At 67.7% G+C, this 23,063-nt stretch carries 24 protein-coding genes; 9 read left to right on the forward strand and 15 right to left on the reverse strand.

Annotated features, from left to right (window positions below):
• Positions 1-30: 30 nt before the first annotated feature.
• The 7 genes from BAU06_RS13000 to BAU06_RS13030 form a co-directional block, all read right to left on the reverse strand.
• Positions 31-1,026, reverse strand: coding sequence for a Bug family tripartite tricarboxylate transporter substrate binding protein (locus tag BAU06_RS13000; protein WP_066349742.1), 996 nt, complete (start codon positions 1,024-1,026; stop codon positions 31-33).
• A 69-nt stretch (positions 1,027-1,095) separates the two neighbouring features.
• Positions 1,096-2,061, reverse strand: coding sequence for a Bug family tripartite tricarboxylate transporter substrate binding protein (locus BAU06_RS13005; RefSeq protein ID WP_066349743.1), 966 nt, complete (start codon positions 2,059-2,061; stop codon positions 1,096-1,098).
• Between the two features lie 71 nt (positions 2,062-2,132).
• Positions 2,133-3,203: a cyclase family protein gene (locus tag BAU06_RS13010; RefSeq protein ID WP_066349744.1), complete on the reverse strand. Its 1,071-nt coding sequence runs from the start codon at positions 3,201-3,203 to the stop codon at positions 2,133-2,135.
• Positions 3,204-3,218: 15 nt separating this feature from the next.
• On the reverse strand, positions 3,219-4,166 hold the full coding sequence (locus BAU06_RS13015; RefSeq protein ID WP_197509290.1) for a hydroxyacid dehydrogenase: 948 nt from the start codon (positions 4,164-4,166) through the stop codon (positions 3,219-3,221).
• The gene (locus BAU06_RS13020; protein ID WP_066349745.1) at positions 4,163-4,846 is read right to left on the reverse strand and encodes an RraA family protein; all 684 of its coding nucleotides are present in this window, start codon (positions 4,844-4,846) and stop codon (positions 4,163-4,165) included. The genes BAU06_RS13015 and BAU06_RS13020 overlap by 4 nt, the downstream gene beginning before the upstream one ends.
• A 49-nt stretch (positions 4,847-4,895) precedes the next feature.
• The gene (locus BAU06_RS13025) at positions 4,896-5,903 is read right to left on the reverse strand and encodes a Bug family tripartite tricarboxylate transporter substrate binding protein (protein ID WP_082993664.1); all 1,008 of its coding nucleotides are present in this window, start codon (positions 5,901-5,903) and stop codon (positions 4,896-4,898) included.
• A 69-nt stretch (positions 5,904-5,972) separates the two neighbouring features.
• A complete protein-coding gene (locus BAU06_RS13030; protein ID WP_066349746.1) occupies positions 5,973-6,944 on the reverse strand; it encodes a Bug family tripartite tricarboxylate transporter substrate binding protein in 972 nt (323 codons plus the stop codon).
• A 94-nt stretch (positions 6,945-7,038) separates the two neighbouring features.
• Here BAU06_RS13030 and BAU06_RS13035 point away from each other — a divergent pair, with 94 nt between their 5' ends.
• The 5 genes from BAU06_RS13035 to copD all read left to right on the forward strand — a co-directional run bounded on the left by BAU06_RS13035 (position 7,039) and on the right by copD (position 12,042).
• Complete coding sequence (locus BAU06_RS13035; RefSeq protein WP_066349747.1) at positions 7,039-7,779, forward strand: IclR family transcriptional regulator; 741 nt, start codon at positions 7,039-7,041, stop codon at positions 7,777-7,779.
• Positions 7,780-7,948: 169 nt separating this feature from the next.
• Positions 7,949-9,802: a copper resistance system multicopper oxidase gene (locus BAU06_RS13040; protein WP_066359013.1), complete on the forward strand. Its 1,854-nt coding sequence runs from the start codon at positions 7,949-7,951 to the stop codon at positions 9,800-9,802.
• Positions 9,799-10,710 (forward strand): copper resistance protein B, encoded by a 912-nt coding sequence (locus tag BAU06_RS13045; protein ID WP_156770222.1) that lies wholly within the window; start codon positions 9,799-9,801, stop codon positions 10,708-10,710. The genes BAU06_RS13040 and BAU06_RS13045 overlap by 4 nt, the downstream gene beginning before the upstream one ends.
• Positions 10,711-10,721: 11 nt before the next feature.
• Complete coding sequence (copC, locus tag BAU06_RS13050; RefSeq protein ID WP_066349748.1) at positions 10,722-11,108, forward strand: copper homeostasis periplasmic binding protein CopC; 387 nt, start codon at positions 10,722-10,724, stop codon at positions 11,106-11,108.
• 4 nt (positions 11,109-11,112) lie between these two features.
• On the forward strand, positions 11,113-12,042 hold the full coding sequence (copD, locus tag BAU06_RS13055) for a copper homeostasis membrane protein CopD (protein WP_066349749.1): 930 nt from the start codon (positions 11,113-11,115) through the stop codon (positions 12,040-12,042).
• Between the two features lie 41 nt (positions 12,043-12,083).
• Here the strand turns inward: copD and BAU06_RS13060 are convergent, their stop codons facing one another.
• The 3 genes from BAU06_RS13060 to BAU06_RS13070 form a co-directional block, all read right to left on the reverse strand.
• Positions 12,084-12,419, reverse strand: coding sequence for a four-helix bundle copper-binding protein (locus BAU06_RS13060; RefSeq protein WP_066349750.1), 336 nt, complete (start codon positions 12,417-12,419; stop codon positions 12,084-12,086).
• 115 nt (positions 12,420-12,534) lie between these two features.
• Complete coding sequence (locus BAU06_RS13065) at positions 12,535-13,968, reverse strand: heavy metal sensor histidine kinase (protein ID WP_066349751.1); 1,434 nt, start codon at positions 13,966-13,968, stop codon at positions 12,535-12,537.
• A complete protein-coding gene (locus BAU06_RS13070; RefSeq protein ID WP_066349752.1) occupies positions 13,965-14,639 on the reverse strand; it encodes a heavy metal response regulator transcription factor in 675 nt (224 codons plus the stop codon). Before BAU06_RS13070 ends, BAU06_RS13065 begins: the two co-directional genes overlap by 4 nt.
• A gap of 192 nt (positions 14,640-14,831) precedes the next feature.
• Between BAU06_RS13070 and BAU06_RS13075 the strand changes: the two genes are divergently transcribed.
• Positions 14,832-15,926: an alpha/beta hydrolase family protein gene (locus tag BAU06_RS13075; RefSeq protein ID WP_066349753.1), complete on the forward strand. Its 1,095-nt coding sequence runs from the start codon at positions 14,832-14,834 to the stop codon at positions 15,924-15,926.
• Positions 15,927-15,947: 21 nt separating this feature from the next.
• Entirely contained in the window at positions 15,948-16,841 is an 894-nt protein-coding gene (locus BAU06_RS13080; protein ID WP_082993665.1) for an alpha/beta fold hydrolase, read from the forward strand.
• A gap of 144 nt (positions 16,842-16,985) precedes the next feature.
• On the opposite strand, the gene BAU06_RS13085 is transcribed toward BAU06_RS13080, so the two are convergent.
• Positions 16,986-17,387, reverse strand: a complete 402-nt coding sequence (locus tag BAU06_RS13085) for a carboxymuconolactone decarboxylase family protein (protein WP_066359019.1) — start codon at positions 17,385-17,387, stop codon at positions 16,986-16,988.
• Between the two features lie 123 nt (positions 17,388-17,510).
• On the opposite strand from BAU06_RS13085, the gene BAU06_RS13090 reads away from it, so the two are divergent.
• Entirely contained in the window at positions 17,511-18,416 is a 906-nt protein-coding gene (locus BAU06_RS13090) for a LysR family transcriptional regulator (protein WP_066349754.1), read from the forward strand.
• A gap of 99 nt (positions 18,417-18,515) precedes the next feature.
• On the opposite strand, the gene BAU06_RS13095 is transcribed toward BAU06_RS13090, so the two are convergent.
• Complete coding sequence (locus BAU06_RS13095) at positions 18,516-19,484, reverse strand: Bug family tripartite tricarboxylate transporter substrate binding protein (RefSeq protein WP_066349755.1); 969 nt, start codon at positions 19,482-19,484, stop codon at positions 18,516-18,518.
• Between the two features lie 112 nt (positions 19,485-19,596).
• Between BAU06_RS13095 and BAU06_RS13100 the strand changes: the two genes are divergently transcribed.
• The gene (locus BAU06_RS13100) at positions 19,597-20,421 is read left to right on the forward strand and encodes a TauD/TfdA dioxygenase family protein (RefSeq protein ID WP_066349756.1); all 825 of its coding nucleotides are present in this window, start codon (positions 19,597-19,599) and stop codon (positions 20,419-20,421) included.
• A gap of 69 nt (positions 20,422-20,490) precedes the next feature.
• Here the strand turns inward: BAU06_RS13100 and BAU06_RS13105 are convergent, their stop codons facing one another.
• From BAU06_RS13105 to BAU06_RS13115, 3 genes are all read right to left on the reverse strand, one after another.
• The gene (locus BAU06_RS13105; RefSeq protein WP_066349757.1) at positions 20,491-21,504 is read right to left on the reverse strand and encodes a tripartite tricarboxylate transporter substrate binding protein; all 1,014 of its coding nucleotides are present in this window, start codon (positions 21,502-21,504) and stop codon (positions 20,491-20,493) included.
• A 179-nt stretch (positions 21,505-21,683) separates the two neighbouring features.
• Positions 21,684-22,085: a tautomerase family protein gene (locus tag BAU06_RS13110; RefSeq protein WP_066349758.1), complete on the reverse strand. Its 402-nt coding sequence runs from the start codon at positions 22,083-22,085 to the stop codon at positions 21,684-21,686.
• Positions 22,086-22,131: 46 nt separating this feature from the next.
• Positions 22,132-23,037: an alpha/beta hydrolase gene (locus BAU06_RS13115; RefSeq protein ID WP_066349759.1), complete on the reverse strand. Its 906-nt coding sequence runs from the start codon at positions 23,035-23,037 to the stop codon at positions 22,132-22,134.
• Positions 23,038-23,063: the final 26 nt, after the last annotated feature.

Raw genomic sequence — 23,063 nt, forward strand, 5'->3', positions numbered from 1 at the left:
GTTTTCCCTTTGTGGTGCGTCCCGGGGCGGCTACTCGGCTTTCAAGCCCAGGTCCTTGGCCAGGCCGCTGTATTGATCGATCTCCCGCGCCATCTGGGCACGAAAGGCCTCGCCGCAAGCGGGACGGGGCTGCATGCCCAGCGCATCCAGGCTCTTTGCCGTCTCGGCAGCGCCGGCATACGCGGTGGCCGCTTGCTCCAGCCGCTGGCGCGCCTCGTCCGGCAGCCCGGCAGGGGCCAGCACGCCATACCAGGCGTCGGCCGAGAAACCGCGCACGCCGGCCTGTTCGAAGGTCGGCACCCGCGGCAACTGGGGCAGGCGCTGCGGCGCGGCGACGGCCAGGGCTGTCAGCTTGCCGGATTGCACCTGCGGCAGCACCGAACCCAACGTGGCGAATGAGCTGTCGACCTGGCCGCCCATCAAGTCGGAGACCGCCTGCGCCGCGCCCTTGTATGGGATGTGATTCATGGCGGTACCGGTCAGCCGCAGGAATTGCTCGGTGAAGAAATGGCCGGAACTGCCGGTGCCCGGGGTGGCGAAGGTATGCCGGCCCGGTTCGGCCTTCAGCTTCGTCATGAAGCCGTCCAGCGTCGTCACCGCCATGGCGGGGCCGACGACCAGCACGGTGGGGCTGACCGCGACCGTGCAGATGGGCGTGAAGGATCCCAAGGCGTCGAACTTGACCCGCGTGCTGTACAAGGCCGGGATCATCGTGTGGTTGGTGGCGCCGAACAGCAGCGTATAGCCGTCGGCCGGCGCCTTGGCCACGGCTTCGGCCGCCAGGATGGTATTCGCGCCCGGCTTGTTTTCCACCACGAAAGGCTGGCCCAGCGCCTGGCTGGCGTAGGACGCGAAACCGCGCGCGACCACGTCGGTCGGCCCGCCAGGCGAAAACCCGACGATGATGCGCACGGGGCGTTCCGGATATGCCGCATGCGCGGCGGGGATGCCGGCCAGCAGCGCCAGGGCGCATAGGGTGATGCCGGCCCTGGCCGTGCGGGCTTGGGCGGATAAGCGTGCTTTCATGGGAAGTCTCCGTATCGCGATTGCTTCGGGGCGTGGCGCCCGTAATTTCGTGCGTGTACCGGGCCGCGCCTACGGGTGTTCCTGCTTGATGCCCGATGCGCTCAGGACCTGTTCGGCGCGTTGCATCTCGCCGGCCACGAAGTCGGCGAACTCCCGTGACGAGGAGCCGATCGGTTGCGCGCCCAGCTCTTCCAGGCTGTGCCGCACGGCAGGGTCTTGCAATACGGCGCGGATTTCCCGCTCCAGGCGCGCGGCCACGTCGGGCGGCGTGCCCGCCGGCGCGAACACCCCGTTCCATTCATAGACGGCATAGCCGGACAGGCCGGACTCGGCCATCGTGGGCACATCGGGCAGGCCGGCCACGCGTTCGCGCGAACTCACGGCCAGCGCGCGCAGCTTGCCGCTCTTGACCAGGGGCGAAGAGGCCGCCATGTTGCTGAACATCATGTCGACTTGCCCGCCCATCAGGTCCGTCAGGGCGGGCGCGCCGCCCTTGTAGGGGATGTGCGTCATCGTCAGGCCGAAGCCCTGGGCGTAGAGCGCCGCGGCGATGTGTTGCGCCGTACCCTGGCCGGGCGTGGCGAACGTGATGTGGCCGGGTTTCTGGCGCGCCGCGGCGGTCAGCTCGGCGACCGAGCGGTAGGGCGATTCATTGCGCACGACCAGCAGGTTGGGCGTGCGGCTGACCAGCGAAATCGGCAGGAAGTCGCGCTTGCTGTCGTAGGACAGCGATTTGTACAGCACCGGATTCACCGCATGCGCGGTGGCGTCATACAGCAAGGTGTAGCCGTCGGCGGGAGCGCGCGCGACGGCCGCCGCGCCGATGGTGCCGCTGGCGCCGGGGCGGTTCTCCACCACCACTTGCTGGCCCAGCCGGGTGCCCAGCTTTACCGCCACGATGCGCGACTGGGCATCGGCGGCGCCGCCGGCGGAATAGGGCACCACCAGCTTGATCGGATGGTCCGGATATTGCGCGGATGCGGCCGTGGCGGCCAGCGCCAGGGCCGCCGCCATCAAGGCGCGGAAAGTTTGCATCTTATGTCTCCTCGTGCCGCGTGGGCTCGTGTGCGATGTGGTTTGAGCTTTTTTGTTTGCGTGCGCCCGCGCTAGACCGTGGCGATGGGCGTAGCGGGCGAGCCCACCGCGCCCGGCAGGCGCAGGGGCGGCGCCGTCAGCAGGAAACGGCTGCGCCCATGCGCGCGCAGCCAGCGCGCCAAAGGCGTCAGCCACCACAGCTCGCCCAGGTGGATCCCGTACTTGAACAGGCAGTGCTCATGCAAGGGCAGGCGCGGCCCGCGCATGGGCTGTCCGGCCTGGCCGAACTTCACCGGCTGGACCAGTTCCACGGCCGGGTTGTCCGAGATCAGGCAGGCCAGGCGCACATCGGCGATCCAGCGCAACAGGCGCGCGTCATGGCCGTCCAGGCCGCTGCCCGTCGCGTGCAGGTGGGCGACATCGGGCTTTCCATGCATGGACACCAGCGTGTCGCCGAAGCCGGTATGCAGGCACACCATGTCGCCCGCTTCGATGGCGATGGCGTCGGCGTCCATGATGCGCATCAGGGCGTCGTAGCCGACCGCCTGACGCTTGCGCCCCAGGTGGTGCTCCAGGTCGATCAGGACCGCCCGTCCCTGTACGCCGTGCTCCGCAAGGTTCTCGATGCCCAGCGCATCGGCGCGCGGCCCGGGAAACCGCGCCCAGTCCGCCGGGGCGGAGGGATCCTCGGCCGCCGCCCGCACGTGCTCGCCGGCGCGAAAGCCGTTGTAGAACACCGCCTCGGCCACGCCGTCGCCATCGGCGTCGAAGCGGCTGCCCATATGGGCCAGGCTGTCCCACTGGGTGGAGTACTGCGTGTTCATCACCAGCACGTCGTCGCAGACCACGTCGGTCAGCGACGCGTCCTCGCTGGCGTACGACCAGCAATAGCCCTGTATGCCCGCGCTCTTGCCGTCGCGCAAGGTCGCATAGCGCCGCGGCGGCAGGCGGCGCGGATTCAGCGCCATCCCGCCCGGCAGGTCCAGCGGCAGCGACAGGCAGAACGTCAGCCCCTCGCGCACCTCGGCCACGCCCTGCAGCACCTTGGCGCGATCCACCAGATTCATGCGGCCGCGCTGGTCCTCTTCGCCGAACTCTCCCCACGCGCTATCGGGCGGGGCATGTCTCCATCGCTTGTTCATTCGGGTACTCCGCGATCAATGCGGCACCGCGGCCTGCCGCAGCACGGCCAGCGCATTTTCCGCGGCGGCCACGCCCATCTTCACGTAGGCCTCGCGCGTGACCCCGCCAATGTGCGGGCTGAGGATGATGTTGGGCTCGGACTGGAAGGGATGGCCCGCGTGCATCGGCTCCGTGGCGAAACTGTCCAGGCCCGCGGCCAGCACCTGTCCCTGGCGCACGGCCTGCAGCAGGGCCGTTTCGTCGATCAGCCCGCCGCGCGCGGTGTTGACGATCACGACGCCGCGCCTGCATCGGCCCAGTGTCTCGGCGTTCACCATGCCGCGGTTTTCCTCGGTCAGCGGGCAATGCAGCGAGATCGCGTCCGACTCGCGCCAGATCGCGTCCAGGTCCACGGCCTGGATCGCCTCGGGCAGGTCGCGGGCATAGGGATCGAAGCCGATGACCCGCATGTCCATGCTGGCCGCCATGCGCGCCACGCGCCGGCCGATGGCGCCCAGGCCCACCAGGCCCAGGGTCTTGCCGGCCAGCTCGGTGCTTTTGTGCGTGGCCTTGTCCCAGTGCCCCGCATGCATGCGTCCGTCCAGCGCGACCACCGATTTGACGCAGGCCAGCAGCAGCGCCATGGCCTGCTCGGCCACCGCCGCCGCGTTGGCGCCGGCCGCCGCCACCACGGCGATGCCGCGCGCCTGGGCGGCCTGTTTGTCTATGGTGTCGGTGCCGCTGCCGTGCTTGGAAATCACCTTCAGCGACGGGGCGGCATCCATCGCCGCCGCGCCCACCTTGCTGTAGCGCACGATGATGGCGACGGGGTCGTGCGCGCGGCACAGCGCCACGATATCTTCTTCGCTGGGCGTCCTGCCGGCATAGACGACGTCATACCCATCGAGCAAGGCCAGCGCCTGCGGCGCCAGATCGGCCGCGGTCACCAGGATGGCCGGCCGTTCGGGAGCAGGGCTGTTCAAAGCGTCTCTCCTTCCTTCAGGACACCCGCGGCGCGCAGGGCCGGAACCAGCCACTTCGCCGCGGTATCGCCGGTCTTGATTGCGGCGATGCGCGCGGCTTCGTCCTTCACTTTCTTGTCGACCGCCGGCAGCAGGCCTTCGATCTTGTCGCGCTCGACGACGACCACGCCATCGTTGTCCCCGATGATGAAATCGCCGGGGTGGACCGTGACGCCCCCCACCGTGACGGGATGCCCGATGCGGCCGCCGATGTTCTTGGTCGGGCCGTTGGGATTGGTGCCGGCGGCGAAGACGGGGTAGTCCATCTCGACGATTTCCAGGCTGTCGCGGGCCGCGCCGTCCATCACCACGCCCGCCAGGCCCAGCTGCTTGCACGCGGTCATCATGATGGTGCCCATCAGGGCCGAGGTCAGATCGCCCTTGCCGTCGATGACCAGCACATCGCCCGGCCGCGCCAGCGAGATCGCCGCATGGATCATCAGGTTATCGCCCGGCCGCACCTCCACCGTGAAGGCCGGGCCGGCAAGCTTCATGGACGGATGCAGGGGGCGGATGCGGCCGTGCATCGCGCCGCGCCGGCCCGCCACGTCGGCCAGGATGGCGGGCTGGAAGCGCGCGGCCTGGGCCACGACCTGCGCGGGCACGCGGGGGAAATCGTTGACGATATCGGAGCTGCTCATGGTGATTCCTGGTTGCAAGAGAAAGAAGCCGGCCTTCTCGCCACGGCGGTCAGGCCTTGATGTGGGCATCGCGTATCAGCCTGCCCCACTTGTCGTAGTCGGCGCGACGCAGGGCGTCCAGTTGCTGCGGAGAACCGCCGGCCAGCGTGATGCCGAGCTTGTCCGCCAGCTCGGCCACGGCGGGTGTCCGGATGGCCGCGCCGATCGCCGCGTTCAATCGTTCTATGACGCCACCGGGCGTACCGGCCGGCGCGAAGACCGCCTGCCATTGCTCGACGACGAAGTCCTTGTAGCCTTCCTCCGTCATGGTGGGCGTGTCGGGCAAGGCGGACAGGCGCGCCGCCGAGGTCACGGCCAGGGCGCGCAAGGCGCCGCTTTGCACGTGGGGCAGGGCGGCGGCGGCCGGCGCGAACATGAACTGCACCTGGCCGCCCAGCGTGTCCTGCAGCGCGGGCGTATCGCCCTTGTAGGGAACGTGCAGGAAGCGCGCGCCGCTCTGTTGCTGCAGCAGCTCTCCCTGCATTTGCAGGATGGTGCCGGTGCCGCCGGAGGCGAAGGCCAGCGTTCCCGGCGCGGCAAGCGCCGCCTCGACCAGTGCCCGGACCGACGAATAGGGCTGGCGCGCGGCCACCACCAGAACGTGCGGGATGGTCCCGATGGTGATGACGGGCGCGAAGGACGCGACGGGGTCGTAGGGCAGCTTGCCCATCATGTGCGGGGCAATGGCTTGCGGACCGATGGATGTTCCCAGCAGCGTCAGCCCATCGGGCGTGGCGCGCGCGACCAGCGCCGCGCCTATGGTGCCCGTCGCCCCCGGCCTGTTCTCCACGATCACCGTGGTCCCCAGCGGTCCGTTCAGTTGCTGCGCGATGCTGCGCCCCAGTACGTCGGTGCTTCCGCCCGGCGGATAGGGCACGACCCAGGTGATGGGCCTGCCCGCGGGCCAGGCCTCGGCGCCCGACGCCGCGCGGGCGCCCGCCGTACCGGCGGCCAGCATTGCGGCACGGGCCAGGAAACGCCGTCGGCTGCGCCGCGGCGAGTCGGATGATGCATTCATAATGTCTCCCGATCCGGGTTCTTTCTCATGGGCGGCCCGGCGCCGCGCTCGCGCCGGGCCTGCCTCCGATCAATCGATGCGCGCGCCCGAGTCCTTGACGATCCGCCCCCAGCGGATGCGGTCGTCATGGATCAAGGTCGCGAAGGCTTCCGGCGTGCTGCCGCGCACCGCCGCGCCTTGCGCCTGGAACAGCTTGCGGGTGGCGGGTGCGTCCAGCGCGCCGATCAAGGCCTTGTTCAGCGTGCGCACGACATCGGCGCGCAGGCCCGCGGGACCGGCCAGGCCGAACCAGGTCACGGCATCGAAATCCTTGAAGCCGGACTCGGCGAAGGTGGGAACGTCGGGAAGGTCGTCGCTGCGCTGGACCGAGGTCACCGCCAGCGCGCGCATCGCGCCACTGCGGATATGGCCGATCAGCGTCGGCACCGAGGACATATACATATCGATCTGGCCGCCGATCAGGTCGGTCGATCCTTGTGCCGCACCCTTGTACGGGACATGGGTCAGCCGTATGCCGGCGGCCTTCTGGAACATTTCGGTGGCCAGATGGGCCACGGTGCCATTGCCGGAGGTCGCTACGTCCAGCGAACCCGGCTTGGCCTTGGATGCGGCCACGACGTCGGCCAGCGTCCTGTACGGCGAGTTGCTGGCCACCACCAGCACCAGGGGCGCCTCGGCGACCAGGCCGATCGGCGTCAGGTCGCGTTCGGGGTCGTAGGGCAGCCTGGAATACAAGGTGGGATTGATCGCCAGGTTGCTCGTCTGGCCGATGACCAGCGTATAGCCGTCCGGCGCCGCCTTGGCTGCCTGGTCCACGCCCAGATTGCCCCCGGCGCCGGGCCGGTTTTCGATGACGAAGGTCCAGCCGTTCAGGGCGCCCATTTCGGTGGCCACCTGGCGCGCCAGCGCATCGGTGCCGCCGCCGGGCGGGAAGGGCACGATCAGGCGGATGGGCTTGTCGGGGTAGGCTTGCGCGGCCCCCGCATGCAGGGCGCACGCCCCCATGAGCAGGGCCGTGAACGCGTGGCGCAGGAATTTCATCGCTGTCTCCGATGTTTTTATGGAATGCGCGCATTGTGGTCGGATGTTCCGCGTACTACAATGCCATTTCACTGGATGAGACATGTATCACGGTATGAAGCAAGACGAGACCCCGCCCGGCGCCGAAGACGCCGGTCCGGAAGAGGGCGTGGTGGCCGTGCGGCGCGCCATGCGCATCCTGGAAGCCTTCGGCGTGGACGACGCCTATCTATCCCTGGCGGAGCTGAGCCGGCGCACCGGTTGCCACCGGTCCACCGTGCTGCGCCTGGCCCGCACGCTGGCCATGGACGACTATCTGGCGCAGCGCCCCGACGGCAACTGGCGCCTGGCGCGGGCCGCGGGCTGGCTGGGCGCCTGTTACCAGGCCACCTTCAATGTGCTGGAAGTCGTGCAACCGGTACTGCGCGAGCTTTCCGCCGCCACCGGCGAAAGCGCCACGTTTTATGTGCGGGAAGGCAAGCAGCGGATATGCGTGGCACGGGTGGAAGGGCCCAGGTCGATACGCCATCACGTGCGCGTCGGGGCCGCGCTGCCGCTGGACCTGGGCAGCCCCGGGCGCGTGCTTCTGGCGTTTTCGGGCGAGCCGGACGAGCCCTATGAATCGATACGGCGCGCGGGCTACATGATGTCGCTGGGCGAGCGCGATCCGGAGGTCTCCAGCATCTCCGCGCCCGTCTACGGCATCAACTGGAGCCTGGTGGGCGCCATCTGCATATCCGGCCCGCTATCGCGGCTGACGGAGCAGGTGCTGCTGGCGCACAAGGACCATATCCTGTCGGCGGCCAGCAAGCTGTCGCGCGCGATGATGGGCATGCGGCAAGGGCAGCCGCGCTAAGGCGCGCGCCGCATGGCCCCACAGCTGACAGAAATGTAATCGAGCGCCCCGCACGATCTGGCACCATCCCGCTGTCTCAATGCGCGCGGCCGGTACGCGTGCCTGGCTGGACCGCATGTCCCGCCAGGACTGCGTGCCGTGTGCCGCCTTCCGGATCGCCGCAATCTCGATGCAACGTTCAATCTCCCGACGCAGGTTCGTCAAGGCGCTGGGCGCCAGTGGTTTGATGGGGGGCGTGGGCCTGTGGGATCCCACCTGGGCGGCCGATAACAGCGGCCGGCCCGATGTCCTGACGGGCACCGAATTCGACCTCTCCATCGAGGAAGCCTCCGTCGATTACACCGGGCGCCGGCGTACGGCCCTGACCATCAACGGCGGCATACCGGGACCCATCCTGCGCTGGCGCGAAGGCGATACCGTCACGCTGCGCGTGCGCAACCGCCTGCGGGACACGACGTCCATCCATTGGCACGGGATCATCCTGCCCGCCAATATGGACGGCGTGCCGGGCCTGAGCTTTCGCGGCATCGAGCCCGGCGGCATGTACGTGTACCGGTTCACCGTCAGGCAGAACGGCACCTACTGGTACCACAGCCATTCAGGGTTCCAGGAGCAGGCCGGCGTGTACGGCCCCCTGGTCATCCACGCCAGGGATCCTGAGCCGTTCACCTACGACCGCGATTATGTGGTGATGCTCTCCGACTGGACGGACGAGGATCCCGCCGCCGTTGCCCGCAAGCTGAAGAAGCAGGCCGATTACTACAACTTCCACAAGCGCACCCTGGCGGACTTGTTCAAGGACGGGGAGACGAAGGGGTGGGGCCCGACCGTGGACGACCGCATGATGTGGGCCCGCATGCGCATGAATCCCACCGATATCGCCGATGTGAGCGGATCGACCTACACGTATCTGATGAATGGCCGCGCGCCCGAGCCGGGCTGGACGGGAATCTTCCGACGCGGGGAACGTGTGCGCCTGCGCTTCATCAACGGCTCGTCCATGACGTATTTCGACGTGCGCATCCCCGGCCTGAAAATGACCGTGGTGGCCGCCGACGGCCAGTATGTCCAGCCGGTCAGCGTCGACGAGTTTCGCATCGCCGTGGCGGAGACCTACGACGTGCTCGTGGAGCCGGCCGCGGAAGACGCCTATACCGTGTTCGCCCAGTCCATGGACCGTACCGGCTATGCCCGGGGGACCCTGGCCGTCAGCGCGGGGCGGACAGCCCCGGTTCCCGCCCTGGATCCCCGGCCACTGCTGACCATGGACGATATGGGAATGGGGGGCATGGACCACGGCGGCATGGGCGGCATGGATGCCAGCGCGACCGGCGCCCCCGCGGACGAGTACACGCCAATGCAGGCCGCGCGCGAGCCGGAAGCGGGCGACGGGCAGGGCACGGACCATGGCCAGGTCCACGGCGCGCCGGACACCCGCAGTGGCCGGTCGGCGGACATGGCGGGCATGGACCATGGCCAGGCCGGAAGCATGGGCGCCATGCAAGGACATCCGGCCTCGGAGAGCGGCAATCCGCTGGTGGACATGCAGGCCATGAGTTCGGCCCCGAAGCTGGACGATCCGGGCATCGGGCTGCGCGGCAACGGGCGGCGCGTGCTCACCTACGCGGACCTGCGCAGCGCGTTCCAGGATCCCGATGGCCGGGAACCGGCCCGCACCCTGGAGCTCCACCTGACCGGCCATATGGAAAAGTTCGCCTGGTCCTTCGACGGCGTGAAGTTCTCGGATGCCAAGCCGGTGACCCTGACGTACGGGGAAAGAATCCGCATCGTGCTCGTCAATGACACCATGATGAGCCACCCCATCCACCTGCATGGCATGTGGAGCGACCTGGAGGACGCGGACGGCAACTTCCTGGTGCGCAAGCACACCATCGACATGCCCCCGGGCTCGCGCCGCAGCTACCGCGTTACCGCCGATGCCCTGGGCCGCTGGGCGTACCACTGCCACTTGCTCTACCACATGGAAATGGGCATGTTCCGCGAAGTCAGGGTGCAGGAATGAAGTTCGCCACCGCAACGACGATCGCGCGCGCGCCCACCTCGAAGAGCGTGCTCGCGGCAGCCATCATGGTGGCGCTGGGCATCGCACCGGCACAGGCCCGCGCCCAGGGTGCCCATGGCGGCCACGCGGCCCATGCCACCGACTCTGGACAGACGGTGCCCGCCACGCAAGCCAATGAGCCGGCCGCGCCGGTGCATAGCCGCACGCCCATTCCCGCCCTGACGGATGCCGACCGCGAAGCCGCCTCATACAGCGGAGACGGCCACGTCGTCCATGACAAGGCGATCAACTACCAATTCCTGTTCGATGAGCTGGAATGGCAGGATGCCAAGGACGGCGGCACCCTGAAATGGGACCTCACCGGCTGGATAGGCGGCGATATCGACCGCTTCTGGCTGCGCTCGGAGGGCGAGCGCGACAGCGGCAAGCTCGAGCACGCGGAGGTCCAGGCCCTGTGGGGACATGCGGTCTCGCCTTGGTGGGACGCCGTTGGCGGCATACGCCAGGACTTCAAGCCCGGGCCCTCGCAGACCTGGGCCGCCTTCGGTATCCAGGGCACGCCCTTGTACAACCTGGAGTCGGAAATCACCGGCTTCGTCGGCGACAGCGGCCAGACATCGCTGCGCCTGAAAGGCGAATACGACGTTCTGATCACCAACCGTCTGGTTCTGCAGCCGATGGTGGAGGTCAACTTCTACGGCAAGAACGATCCGGCCCGCGGCCAGGGAGCGGGCTTGGGAACCTCGGAGCTGGGCTTGCGCCTGCGCTACGAGATCCGGCGTGAACTCGCACCGTACATCGGCGTGAGCTGGAACCGGTCGTACGGCAATACCGCGGATTTCGTGCGGGCCGATGGCGGCAGCCGCAACGAAACGCGCTTCCTGGTCGGCGTGCGGATGTGGTTTTAAGGGAATGATCCATGACTATCGTGCGTTCCATCTTCACTACCCTCGTGCTTGCCGCCGGCGTTGCCGCCGCGGGGGCGGCGCAGGCGCATCCCAAGCTTCTTTCCTCCACGCCCGCGGCGCAGGCGCAAAGCGGGGCGCCAGGACGGATCGAGCTGCATTTCTCCGAGCCGCTGGTGCCGCGGTTTTCCGGCGCCAGGCTGCTCATGACGGGCATGCCCGGCATGGGCGCCCACGCGCCGATGGCGATCAAGTCCGGCGTGTCGGCCGGCGACGATCCCAAGACCATGATCATCGTTCCCGCGCAGCCCTTGGTTCCGGGCACATATCGGGTGGAGTGGCGCGCGGTATCGTCGGATACCCACACCGTGACGGGAAACTTCTCTTTCGAGGTGAAGTAAGGCGATGGACGACACGCTCCATGTCGTTGTCCGCTGGGCGCTGTACCTCGACCTGGGCTTGATGGCCGGCCTTCCCTTGGCTGCGCTCCTGGCCTTTCGTCAGGACGCCGGGCGGATGGCGCTTGCCATCGGGCTGCGCCGGCTGCTGGTCGTGCTGGCGAGCATGGGACTGTTGGTGTCCCTGTGCCATCTGGCGATGCTTGCCCGGGCGATGAGCGGGGTGGCGGCCCTGTCCGACCTGGACGGCGAAGTCTTTGCCACCGTACTCGGCCACACCGACGCGGGCATCGCATGGTGGATACGTATCGCGGCATTGGTTTCGGTCGCCCTGCTGACCCGGGCCGCCCGCTCGCGTGGCAGCCTGCCGATCCGGTCCCTGTCCGTACTGGGCGCCGTGCCGCTGGTCTCGCTGGCATGGACTGGACACGCCGCGATGAACGAAGGCGCGCGCGCTTACATCCACATGGCGGCCGACATCGTCCACCTGATCGCGGCCGCTGCGTGGCTAGGTGCGTTGGCGGCATTCGCGCTGCTGCTGCGCCAACGCGGGGTAGTGTCGCTGTCGCGATGGCGACTGGCGCACCAGGGTCTGTCACGCTTTGCCTGGCCGGGAACGGCCATCGTTCTCGCCTTGGGCGTAAGCGGGGCGCTGAACTACTGCCTGGCGGCCGGCCCGCGCCTGTCGCCCTTGATGACGACGCAATACGGCCTGCTGCTGGTCGCCAAGCTGACCCTGGTGGCCGCCATGATCGCCCTTGCGGCCGGCAACCGCTATCGCCTGGTGCCGGCGTTGGGACGGGCCATCGAGGCCCGGCACGCTCCGGTCGCGGCTACCGCATTGGGCAGGAGTGTCCTGCTGGAAGCCGGCGCCGCCACGCTGATATTGGCGATCGTCGCGTGGCTGGGAATGCTGGATCCATCCCCGTCGTCATAATCGTGGCGACGTAAGCGCCACGACTGCGGCACCGGATCGCTTCAGGCTTGCGCCGCCATGGACCGGCACGCCTCGGCGCAGCGCTGGCAAGCCTGGGCGCACTGCTGGCAGTGATCCATCTGGTGTTGCCCGCACTCCTGCGCGCAGGCTTGGCAGATCTCGGCGCACAGGGCGCATACACGTCCGGATAGTTCGCTGCCGCGCCCCATGACGGCCGCCGCGAAGCGGCAGGCCTGCGCGCAGTCCAGGTCCAGGCGGATGCATCTTGCCATCGCGCCGACGTCCTGCTCCTGCAAGCAGGCCGTGGCGCACATGTCGCATGTCGCGGCGCAGGTGTAGCACTCGCGGATGCAGCTTTCGAATTGCTGGGCGTTCATCGTCGTCTCCCTCGAGACCGGCGCGGCCCCATGCCGGCGCCGGATGGAAGCCGGAATGCAGCACCCGCCGTGCCGCGCGGGGCAGGGGGCAAAGCGCTGTTTCATTACGGGATTGTCAGGTCCGCAGGGGCAGCGTCGCCGTCGCGCCGGCAGGCTTCGCAGGCTGCGGTGAGCCCGAGGCGGGCCCCACCCAGCGCAGGCTGAATCCGATCACCGTACGGCCCGGTTCGGACAGGGCGAATACGCGGCCCCCGTGCATCCGCGCGATCGCGCGCACAATGGCAAGGCCCAGGCCATGTCCCTCCGCGCGCCCCGCGCGGGCATCGTCCACCCTGTAGAAACGATCGAAAATGCGCGGCAAGGCCTGCGGCGGAATCGCCGCGCCGCCGTTGGCCACCCGGATCTCCACTTCGCTTGGCGACGCATGGCAGGCGATCTCCAGCGTCGTGTCAGGCGGGGACGCCTTGATGGCATTGGCCACCAGGTTGGAGACCGCGCGGCGCAGCAGCCGCGGGTTCGCGCGTATGCGCGCGTCCCCGGCCACGTGCGCCGTCAAACGCGCCTCTTGCAGCGCCGCATCGTAGTAGTCGACGACATGGCGGATTTCGCTGCTTATCTGGACTTCGTCCAGGTCGCGCGCCAGTTCGCCTCCGTCGGCGCGCGCCAGGAACAACATGTCGTTGACCAGGGCCTTCAAGGAGACGAGCTCCTCCAGGTTGGATTCCAGCACCTCGCGCAGTTCCGCGTTGGACCGGTCGGAAGCCAGGACGATCTCGGTGCCATTGATCAGCGTCGCCAAGGGAGTGCGCAGCTCGTGCGCCACGTCGGCATTGAAACCCTCCAACTGGCGATACGCCGCCTGCAGGCGATCCAAGGTGCTGTTGAAGGCCATCGACAGTTCACGCAGCTCGCGGTCGATACCGCCGACGGGCAGGCGCAGGTCCAGCCGGTCGGGCTGGATGCGGGCGGCCTGGCGCGAAAGACTTTGCACGGGTGCCAGGCCACGGCGAACCGCCCAGGCAGACAGCAGGGCCGTGGCCCCCACCCAGACGCCGCATATGGCCAAGAGCACGGTGGCGTAGCCGTAGAGGAACTCCGCGCTGGGCTGCGTGTCGATGGCCACCGTCAGTACGGCGCCGGGCGCGGCCGGCGAGTCCACGCGAACCTGCAATGCACGCACCGGATTCCCGGCTGGCGTTTCGAATGCCACCTCGCGGCGGTCGGCGGCTTGTGCCGGGGGCGCGGGGGATACGCCGTATAGAAGCCGGCCGTTCGGATCGACCAGCCACACTTTCAGGTTGTTGTGGCCGATAAGGATGTTGTCCAGCGTGCCCTTGAGGGCCTGCAGCTCGCCGGACGTGCCCTGCATGCCGACCAAATGGTCGATCAGGTCGAGCTTCCCGGCGACCTCGGCCATTTCGCGGCGCTGTACCTCATACTTGAGCGCCAGATAAAGGGTATAGCCGGCGACGCTCGAAACCAGCAGCGCGATCGCCGCCAGGTAAAGCGTCAGGCGCAGGCGGATGGACGCGATCGGCCGGAGCTTCATGCCTTGCCTTGCTTCAATACATAGCCCTGGCCCCGCACCGTGTGCAGCAGCTTGACAGGGAAGGGATCGTCCAGCTTGGCGCGCAGCCGGCGGATGGCGACCTCGATGACATTGGTATCGCTGTCGAAGTGCATATCCCACACCTGCTCGGCCAGGGTGGCGCGCGACACGACTTCGCCCTGGCGGCGCAACATCAGCGATAGCAGTACGTATTCCTTGGCCGTCAGGTCCAGCCGCGTACCGGCGCGGTGCGCCTTGCGGCGCACCACGTCCAGCTCCAGGTCCGCCAGCTTCAGCAGCGTGGCTTCGTGGCTGCGGCCGCGGCGCAGCAAAGCATGCACGCGCGCGAGCAGTTCAGAAAAGGCGAAGGGCTTGACCAGGTAATCGTCGGCGCCGCCTTCCAGGCCCCGGACGCGGTCCTCCACCTTGTCGCGGGCGGTCAGCATGAGCACCGGCGTATTGGCACTTTTGCGCAGTTCCGCCAGGATGCCGAAGCCGTCCATGCCCGGCAGCATGACATCCAGGATGATCAGGTCATGGCCCCCGGCCAGCGCTGCGCGCCGTCCGGCAATGCCATCGCGCGCGAGCGACACCTGATAGTTTCGCTCGGACAAGCCCTTGCACAGGTGATCGGCAAGCTTGTGTTCGTCTTCGATGATGAGTAGCCGCATGGGATGCCGGGGCGGGGCGAGAACAATAAACAGCATTATCCCGCACGCGGCGCGCATGCCTCTTGCGGCAAATGCAAAGAAACATTATGGTCTGCGGGCGAAATCCGTCCGCGGGGGCTTTTCGCGATATCGACCGGACGACAGCAGCCGGACAGCGCGTTCCTTCGTACTCGATTTCGTGGAGCATCACCCATGTCCCTGCACCGGTTGTTCGCCCGGCTCGCCGCCGGCCTGTTCATCGTTACCGCTTTTTCCGCGACCGCGGCGCCTGACGGCGCCACTCCCGCCAAACGGGCCCCCCTGGTCCTGGCCGACGAAGGCAGCTTCTTTGTCGGCGGCCGCGAAGTGCCTTCCGACACGTTGTCGCTGACGCCCAAGTACGATCCCCACGGGACCGTGACGGTGGACCAGATGTACGTGCAATACCAGATCCCGGTCCACGCCCGCCGCTATTCCATCACCCTGATCCACGGCTGCTGCCTGACGGGCAAGACCTGGGAGACCACGCCCGACGGCAGGATGGGCTGGAACCAGTACTTCGTGCGCAAGGGCTACGCCACCTACACCATCGACCAGGCGGGCCGCGGGCGTTCCGCCACGGACATCTCCGCGATCAATGCCGCGCACCTGGGCAAGGCCGCGCCCGATACGCTGCCCGCGGTATTCGCCGCCGGCCACGAGGCCGCCTGGACCATCTTCCGCTTCGGTCCCAGGTACCCGGAAGCCTACAAGGACACGCAATTCCCCGTGCAAGCCCAGGGCGAACTGTGGCAGCAGATGGTGCCCGACTGGATCACCGCCTTGCCCACGCCCAACCCCACCGTGCCGGACCTGTCCAAGCTGGCCATCAAGCTCAAGGGCACGGTGTTGATGAGCCACTCGCAATCGGGCATCTATCCCTTCCAGACCGCGCAGTTGAACAAGCAAGGCGTGGCGGGGATCGTCGCGGTGGAACCGGGCGAGTGTCCCAAGGTAGAGGAGGCCGAGGGATTGGTCGGCATACCCATCCTGGTGGTCTTCGGCGACCACGTGCAGGAGTCCAGCCGCTGGGCGCCGCGTTTCACGGCCTGCCAGGACTTTATCTCCGCCTTCAAGGCGGCCGGCGGCACGGGCGAGTTCCTGAGCCTGCCCGCCATCGGCATCCATGGCAACTCGCACATGATGATGCAGGACAAGAACAACCTGCAGGTCGCGGACCTGATCCTGGCCTGGATCGATCGCAACGTCGAGCGCGCGGGGCAGGCGGCGTCCGCCGGCAAGCGGACCCGCGACCAGCGTCCGTCGTGAACGGACATCGGGGAGACAGCCATGAAGAAAACAATGACGGCATGGGCCCTGGTGGGTGCATGCGCCGTGTCCGGCGTCGCCGCCGCGCGGGCAGCCGACGTGGGCGCGCAAGCGGACAGCCAGCGCCATCATGTCCTAGTGCAGGCCGCGCCGGATGTCCGCATCGACGTCATCGAAGAGGGCGCCGGCCGCCCGCTGGTGCTGCTGCCGTCCCGCGGGCGCGGCGCGGAGGACTTCGACGACGTGGCGCGGCGCCTGGCCCAGGCCGGCTATCGGGTGCTGCGCCCGCAGCCCCGGGGCATAGGCCGGAGCACTGGTCCCATGCGGAACATCACCCTGCACGATCTGGGCAATGACGTCGCGGCGGTCATCCGCGACCAGGCGGGACAGCCCGTCGTCATCGTCGGCCATGCCTTCGGCAACTGGGTCGCGCGGACCACCGCCGTGGACCACCCCGGGCTGGTGCGCGGCGTCGCGATCGTGGCGGCGGCCGCCAAGCAGTATCCGCCCGGCCTGAGCGAACACGTGGACCGCAGCGCCGACCTGTCGCTGCCCGATGCCGAGCGCGTGAAGTCGCTGCAGTACGCGTTCTTCGCGCCGGGCCACGACGCCCGCGCATGGCTGCGTGGCTGGTATCCGGCGGTCAACGAAAGCCAACGCCTGGCCGGCAAGGCGACGAAGCAGTCGGATTGGTGGTCCGGCGGCAAGGTGCCCATGCTGGACCTGCAGGCGGGCAGCGATCCCTTCAAGCCGGCATCCACCCGCAACGAGGTCAAGGACGAGTTCGGCGACCGGGTGACGATGGTCGTCATTCCCGGCGCCGGCCACGCCCTGGTACCGGAGGCGCCGGCCGCCGTGGTCGACGCGATCGTCAAGTGGGAAAAATCGCTGCCGCGCGCGGCGGCGGGGGGATAAGGCCGGGGCCTGGTGCGCCTGACCGCGCGTGCCGGGCCTGACGCCGCCTGTCTTCGGGCCGCGGTCCGTTTCCGTCGTTCCCCGGGGTGCTGGGGGCGCGCGACGTGCCCGCTCCGGGAAGTACCGCCGGCAGGCGGCGGCCCATCACGCCGCCGCCTGCAATGGCAGCGGGATGCCGCGTTCCTCGAAAACCCGCCGGACTTCGGCCAGGCCGTTCAATGCCGCCGGAAAGCCCGCATACACGGCCATCTGCATGACGATCTCGACGATCTCGGCCGGCGTGCAGCCGACATGCAGCGCGGCGTGCAGGTGTACGCGCAACTGGGGCGCCGCATTGCCCAGGGCGCAAAGGGCCGCGACCGTGGCCAGCTCGCGTTCGCGCAACCCTATGCCCGGACGGGCATAGATGTCGCCGAAAGGAAACTCGACCACGTAAGTGGCGAAATCGGGAAACGCCTGGCGCAGGCTTTCGACGACGGCGACGCCGGCCTCGCCGTCGACCGCGTGAAGCTGCCGCAAACCCGTGATGTAGCGCTCGGATGCCATGATGTCCGTCCTTGTCCGTTCCGGTTGATCGTCGCCGCCGCACGGATGCGCGATGGCCTTGGCGAGCACTTTAGGCATGGCCGCCGGACCGGGGAATGACCGATTTCGTGATACCTTTTCGATATGACCGCAGCCCTCGACTCCCGCGGCATCGCGCTGTTTCTCGCGGTGGCCGATACGCTCAGCTTCCGCCAGGCCGCGGAACGCCTGCACATGTCGCAACCGCCCCTCAGCCGCGCCATCCGCCAGCTGGAAGACCGCCTGGGCACGCCCCTGTTTTTCCGAGATACGCATACGGTACGGCTTACGCCCGCCGGAGAGCGCCTGCTTCCCCACGCGCGCCGTATCGTCCGCCTGCTGGAGCAGGCGCAGGCCAGCGTGGCGGCCCCGGCCTTGCCCGCGCGCCTGCGCCTGGGGCTGACCACCGCGGTGGAGCCGCCCTGGTTTCGCGGGATGGTGGGCCGCATCGCATCATGCGGACGCTTCGACGCGGTGCTGACGACCTCCGATAGTTCACCGCGCCTGGTGCGGCAATTGCGCGCGCGGCGGCTGGATGCCGCCTTCATCGCCTTGCCGACGGAGACGGAAGGCCTGTCCGTGACGATCCTGGACAGGCAGGCCATGATGGTGGCGATGTCCACCGCGCATCCGCTGGCCCGGCGCAGGAGCGTGTCGCTGCGCGAGCTGGGGGACACCACGATGTATGCGTTCGAAAGGGCGCGCCAGCCGGCATTCTTCGACCATTGCCATGCCGTCTTCCGGCGCCATGGCTACGCGCCGCGCACCCTCAGGGAGCCGGAAGACCATCACGTGCTGCTGGCCGGCGTCGCGAACGGCGAAGCCTGCGCGCTGCTGCCGCGTTCCTTCATGTCCCTGAAACGGACCGGCGTCTGCTACCGGCCCTTGAAAGAGGGCGACGAACTGGCGGTTTCCATCGGCCTGGCGGCGCATCCCGACCGCGCGGAGCTGCTGGGCTTGCTGCCCCGCCTGGTGCTGCCGTGGGCGGCAAAGGACCGCAAGACGGCCTGACGCCCCGCCATGCCCGCCGCCACGGCGCGCGCTATCGCGATACGCCACGGCGCCCGGGCCGACGGCCCGGGCCAACGGCCCGGCCATCCCCAAGGCGCCTCATTCCACCTGCGCGCCCGATGCCTTCACCACTTCGGCCCATTTGGCCAGCGCGGCGTCGACCTGCTGGCTGAACTCCCGCGGCGTCGTCGCATACACGACCGCCCCCTGGGCGGCGAACTTCTCCGCGATTTCCGGGGTGGCCAGCAGCTGGTTGATGTCGCGGTTCATCTTGTCGACCTTGTCCGCGCTGACGCCGCCCGCCGCGAACAGGCCGAACCAGGGGTTCACGTCGAACGAGGGGTAGCCTTGTTCCGCGATCGTCGGAATATCGGGCGCGCTGGCCGACCGCTTGGCGCTCGTGACGGCCAGCGGCAGCAAGGTCCCCGCATCGATATACCCCTTGACCGACGGAAAGCTGGTGAACACCACGTCGATCTGGCCGCCCAGCAGGTCCTGGATGGCGGGCGCGGCGCCGCGATAGGGCACATGCACCATCTTCACCCCGGCCGCGCCGTTGAACATTTCCCCCAGCAAATGGTTGACCGAGCCGTTGCCGGCCGAGCCGAAGGTCATGCGTTTTTCCTTGGCGGCCTTTACCAGGTCCTGCAGGCTCCTGATACCCGACTTCGGGCTGGTGACCACGACAAAGGGCAGGGTGGCGACCGTGGCCACGGGCGTGAAGTCTTTCTTCACGTCGAAGGGCAGATGACGATAGATGGCGGGATTGATGGCATGCGAGCCCTCGTAGCTCATCAGTAGCGTATAGCCATCGGTTCCGGACTTGGCCACGTATTCCATGCCGATGTTGCCGCCCGCGCCCGCGCGGTTTTCCACCACGACGGACTGCTTCCATTTCTGGCCCAGGAACTGGCCCAGGATGCGCGCCAGCGTATCCGAAGCGCCGCCAGGCGCCTGCGGCACCACCAGGTGCACGGGCTTGTCGGGAAAGGCGTCGGCCGCCAGGGCGGGGGTCGCGATACAGGCGGCGGCCAGGACGGCGCCGAGCATCCGGGGGATGATCCGCATTATGTCTCCGTATAATTTATTGTCGCGAAGCCGGGCTTCGCGTTCACAAATCATACAATGGGCCACGCCGGCGCCCGATGGCGCCGCGTCTTCGGTCCCTATCGGAGACAACATGGAAAGCCGCAAGATCGCCGGGGCGCTGGGTGCGGAAATCACCGGCATCGACCTGCGCAAGAAGCTCGACGCGTCGCAGGCCGCCGAAGTACGCAAGGCGCTGCTGGATCACCAGGTCATTTTCCTGCGCGACCAGGACCTGAGCCCGCAGCAATTCCTGGACTTCGCGCACGCGATGGGAACGCCCATCGAGTATCCCTTCGTGAAGGGGCTGGACGGTTTTCCGCAGATCATCGAAGTCAAGAAGCTGGAAAACGAACGCGTCAACTTCGGCGGCATCTGGCATTCCGACACCACGTACTTGGAAGAGCCGCCGATGGGCTCCATGCTGCTGTCGCGCGAGATCCCGCCGTACGGCGGCGATACCCTGTTCGCCAACCAGTACCTGGCCTACGAGGCGCTGTCGGACACGATGAAGCGCCTGCTGGACGGGCTGGTGGGCATCAGCACCTCGGCCAAGGCCGACGTATCGAAGACCCGCGAAGACCGCATGAAGTCCGACGGCAAGCAGGAAGCGCCACGCAACTACATCGCCGAACATCCCATCGTGCGCACGCATCCGGAAACCGGGCGCAAGGCCTTGTACGTGAACGTCGCGCATACCGCCGGCATCAAGGGCATGACGGAACAGGAAAGCGCGCCGCTGCTGTCCTTCCTTTTCGAACACCAGGTCAAGCCGGAGTTCACCTGCCGCTTCATGTGGACGAAGAACGCGATCGCCTTCTGGGACAATCGCTGCGCCATGCACAACCCGGTCAACGACTACCATGGCCACCGCCGCGTCATGCACCGCATCACGCTCAAGGGCGACCGGCCGCGTTGAGGGCTGTGGGAAGCGGGCCCGCGCCCCACGGCCCTTCGCCTGGAGGCTCATCGGGCGCTCGCCCGGCCTTCACTGGGGGCTCAGCTTCATCATCGCCGCCAGGCGCTGGTTGCGCGCCAGCTCATCCTGGTAGAAGGCATCGGCCTGTGCCAGCGTCATGGGCGTCATCGGCCGGTTGCCGGTCTCCACGGACCACTTCTGGTATCGCTCGCCGTTGACCACCGAGGAGATTGCCGCGTGCAGCGTCTCCACGACGGGCTGGGGGGTCTTGGCGTTGACGAAGATACCGGGCCAGACCTTGTAATCGAACGCCTTCAGTACCTTGCTTTCCCCGGCGGCCGGAACATCGGGCAGCAGCGGATTGCGTCCGGCGGTGGCCATGCTGACCGCCTTGAGCCGGCCGCTGCGGATCATATCCAGCACCGATGAAATCAAGGGGATGAAAGCGTAGTCCAGCCCCTTGCCGATCAAGTCCTGCACAATGGGCGAAATCCCCTTGTAGGGAACATCCAGGGACTGGATGCCGGCCTGTGCGCGAAAATCGGCCGCCGCCAGGTGAGGCGTGGAACCGATGCCCCAATTGCCGAAGGAATATTCGGCCGCGCCGGGGGCTTTCATGCGGGCGATCAGTTCGTCGATGTTGCCAGGGGCATCGTCCCGCGCGGTAACCAGGACCAGATCGGAGAAAATCAGCGGATGCAATAAGCGCAGTTCATCGGGCCGGTACTTCGCCGATGCGGAAACAATCGGGTTCATCACCGCGTCGTTGCCGGTCAGGACCACCAGGTAATGGCCGTCGGCGGGCTGGCGCAGATACGTCATCGTGGCGACGCTGCCGCCCGCGCCCCCCTGGTTCTCGATCACCACGGGCTTGCCCAGTATGTGCTGCAGCTGGCCGGACAGCTGCCTTGCCGCCACATCGCCGCCGCCGCCCGCCGGGTAGCCCACCTTGATCACGATATTCTGCGAAGGAAAGGTGTCCGCCGCCGCATTGGCCATGGCCATGCAGGCGGCGGCGAAAAGGGCTGCCCGTCCAAGGCGGTCGAGCCAATACGATAAGAGCGCGAATGAAAAGCGGGGCATGGCAGTCTCCGGTATGGTGCTTGTGCGCGGCGCAACGGCTGGCGCCGCGATCGGTTCGGCGCGCATTCCACTGTCGTGCCGGCCGCGTCCCCGCCGGTTGCCTTTCATGAGCAGTGCTCGGAAGGGCAGTGAAAAAAACATCTTGCGCCCGCCCGGCATGGCGCGCGGGCGGCAGGCTGCTACCACCTGGGCTCGATGTCGGCGAGCTGCGGGATGCCGCGCCCGAATGAAAAGTTCTCGTTGGGCACCGGCACGAAGGCAATAAAGACGTCATCGGGCGATACCGCCGCTTCCACTTCCAGCAGGCGCGTCATGGTGGCCATCAGCTTGCGTTTGTCCGAAGACGGCCGATGCGCGCCCACCAGTACTTCGATGATCATGGCCTCGCCGGTGCGCGCCATGTCCATGAAGGTGGGATGGATGAACAATTCGTCGTCGCCGTGCTCGGAGATCACGATAAAGCGGTCGCCCTCGGGTATGCCCAGTCCCTGCACCAGGGACTGGTTCAAGGCATTGCCAATGGCGATCTTGCGCTCGCGCGTATAGCGTCCCTTGGGTATGTACGCATGGAATACGGGCATGGGAATCCTCCAATCCGTGTTTGCCAGGAACGCCTGGCGACGGCAGCTAGTGGCCTGCCAGGTGCTCGCCGAACCATTCGGCGGCCGCGGTGCAGGCACGTGAGAAATATTTGTCGTAGGGATCGAAATGGCCGCCCGGCAACAGCACCAGGCGCTTGGGCTGCAGCGCGTTTTCGTAGGCTTGCAGCTCCAGATCCGTCATGGTCAGGCGGTCTTCCTGGGCGACGATCATCAATAGCGGGGTCGGCGATACGCGGGCGGCCCATACGCCGGGCTCGTACATTCTGGCGGCGAAGGTCGAACGCAGCGTGACCGTGTTCGTCCAGCGCGCGGCGCCGATGTCGCGCGAATAGAAGGCCAGCGCGTCCGCCGAGCGGTAGGCGGCCGGCTGCGCCGGATCGGCGTGCACGATGGCCTGGTACTGCGGCGCCTGTCCCTGGTGCCGCGCGCGCAGGTCCTGCATCAACGTATCCAGGAGGGCCGGCGTGGCGTCGGGCGAGACACGCCGTCGTCCTTGCTCGAAGCCGCTGATGGTCGGCACCTGGGACACGACACACCGCACGCGCCGGTCGGTGGCGCCCATGACGAGCGCGTGGCCGCCGCTGTAGCTGCTTCCCCAGATACCGATACGGCCGGCATCCACCTCGGGACGCGATTCCAGGCAGGACAGCGCACGGCGCCAATCCTCTATCTGCTGCCAGGGGTCGATGTCGTGGCGCGGCTCGCCGTCGCTCGCCCCGAAGTTGCGATGGTCGTGCACGAGCACCACGAAACCCGCCCGCGCGAAGGCCTGTGCGTAGGGCTCCAGCCCATGTTCCTTGACCGCGGCATAGCCATGGCACATGGATATCGCCGGGCTGCGCTTGTCCGCCGCGCCGTCCGGCAGGAATAGCCATCCGCGCAGGGTGACGCCGGATTCGCCGGTGAACTCGATATCTTTCCTGATCGTCATCCTGGATTCCTCATGGACATTACGAG

It is taken from the genome of Bordetella bronchialis (assembly GCF_001676705.1).
Taxonomy (GTDB): Bacteria; Pseudomonadota; Gammaproteobacteria; order Burkholderiales; family Burkholderiaceae_B; genus Bordetella_C; species Bordetella_C bronchialis.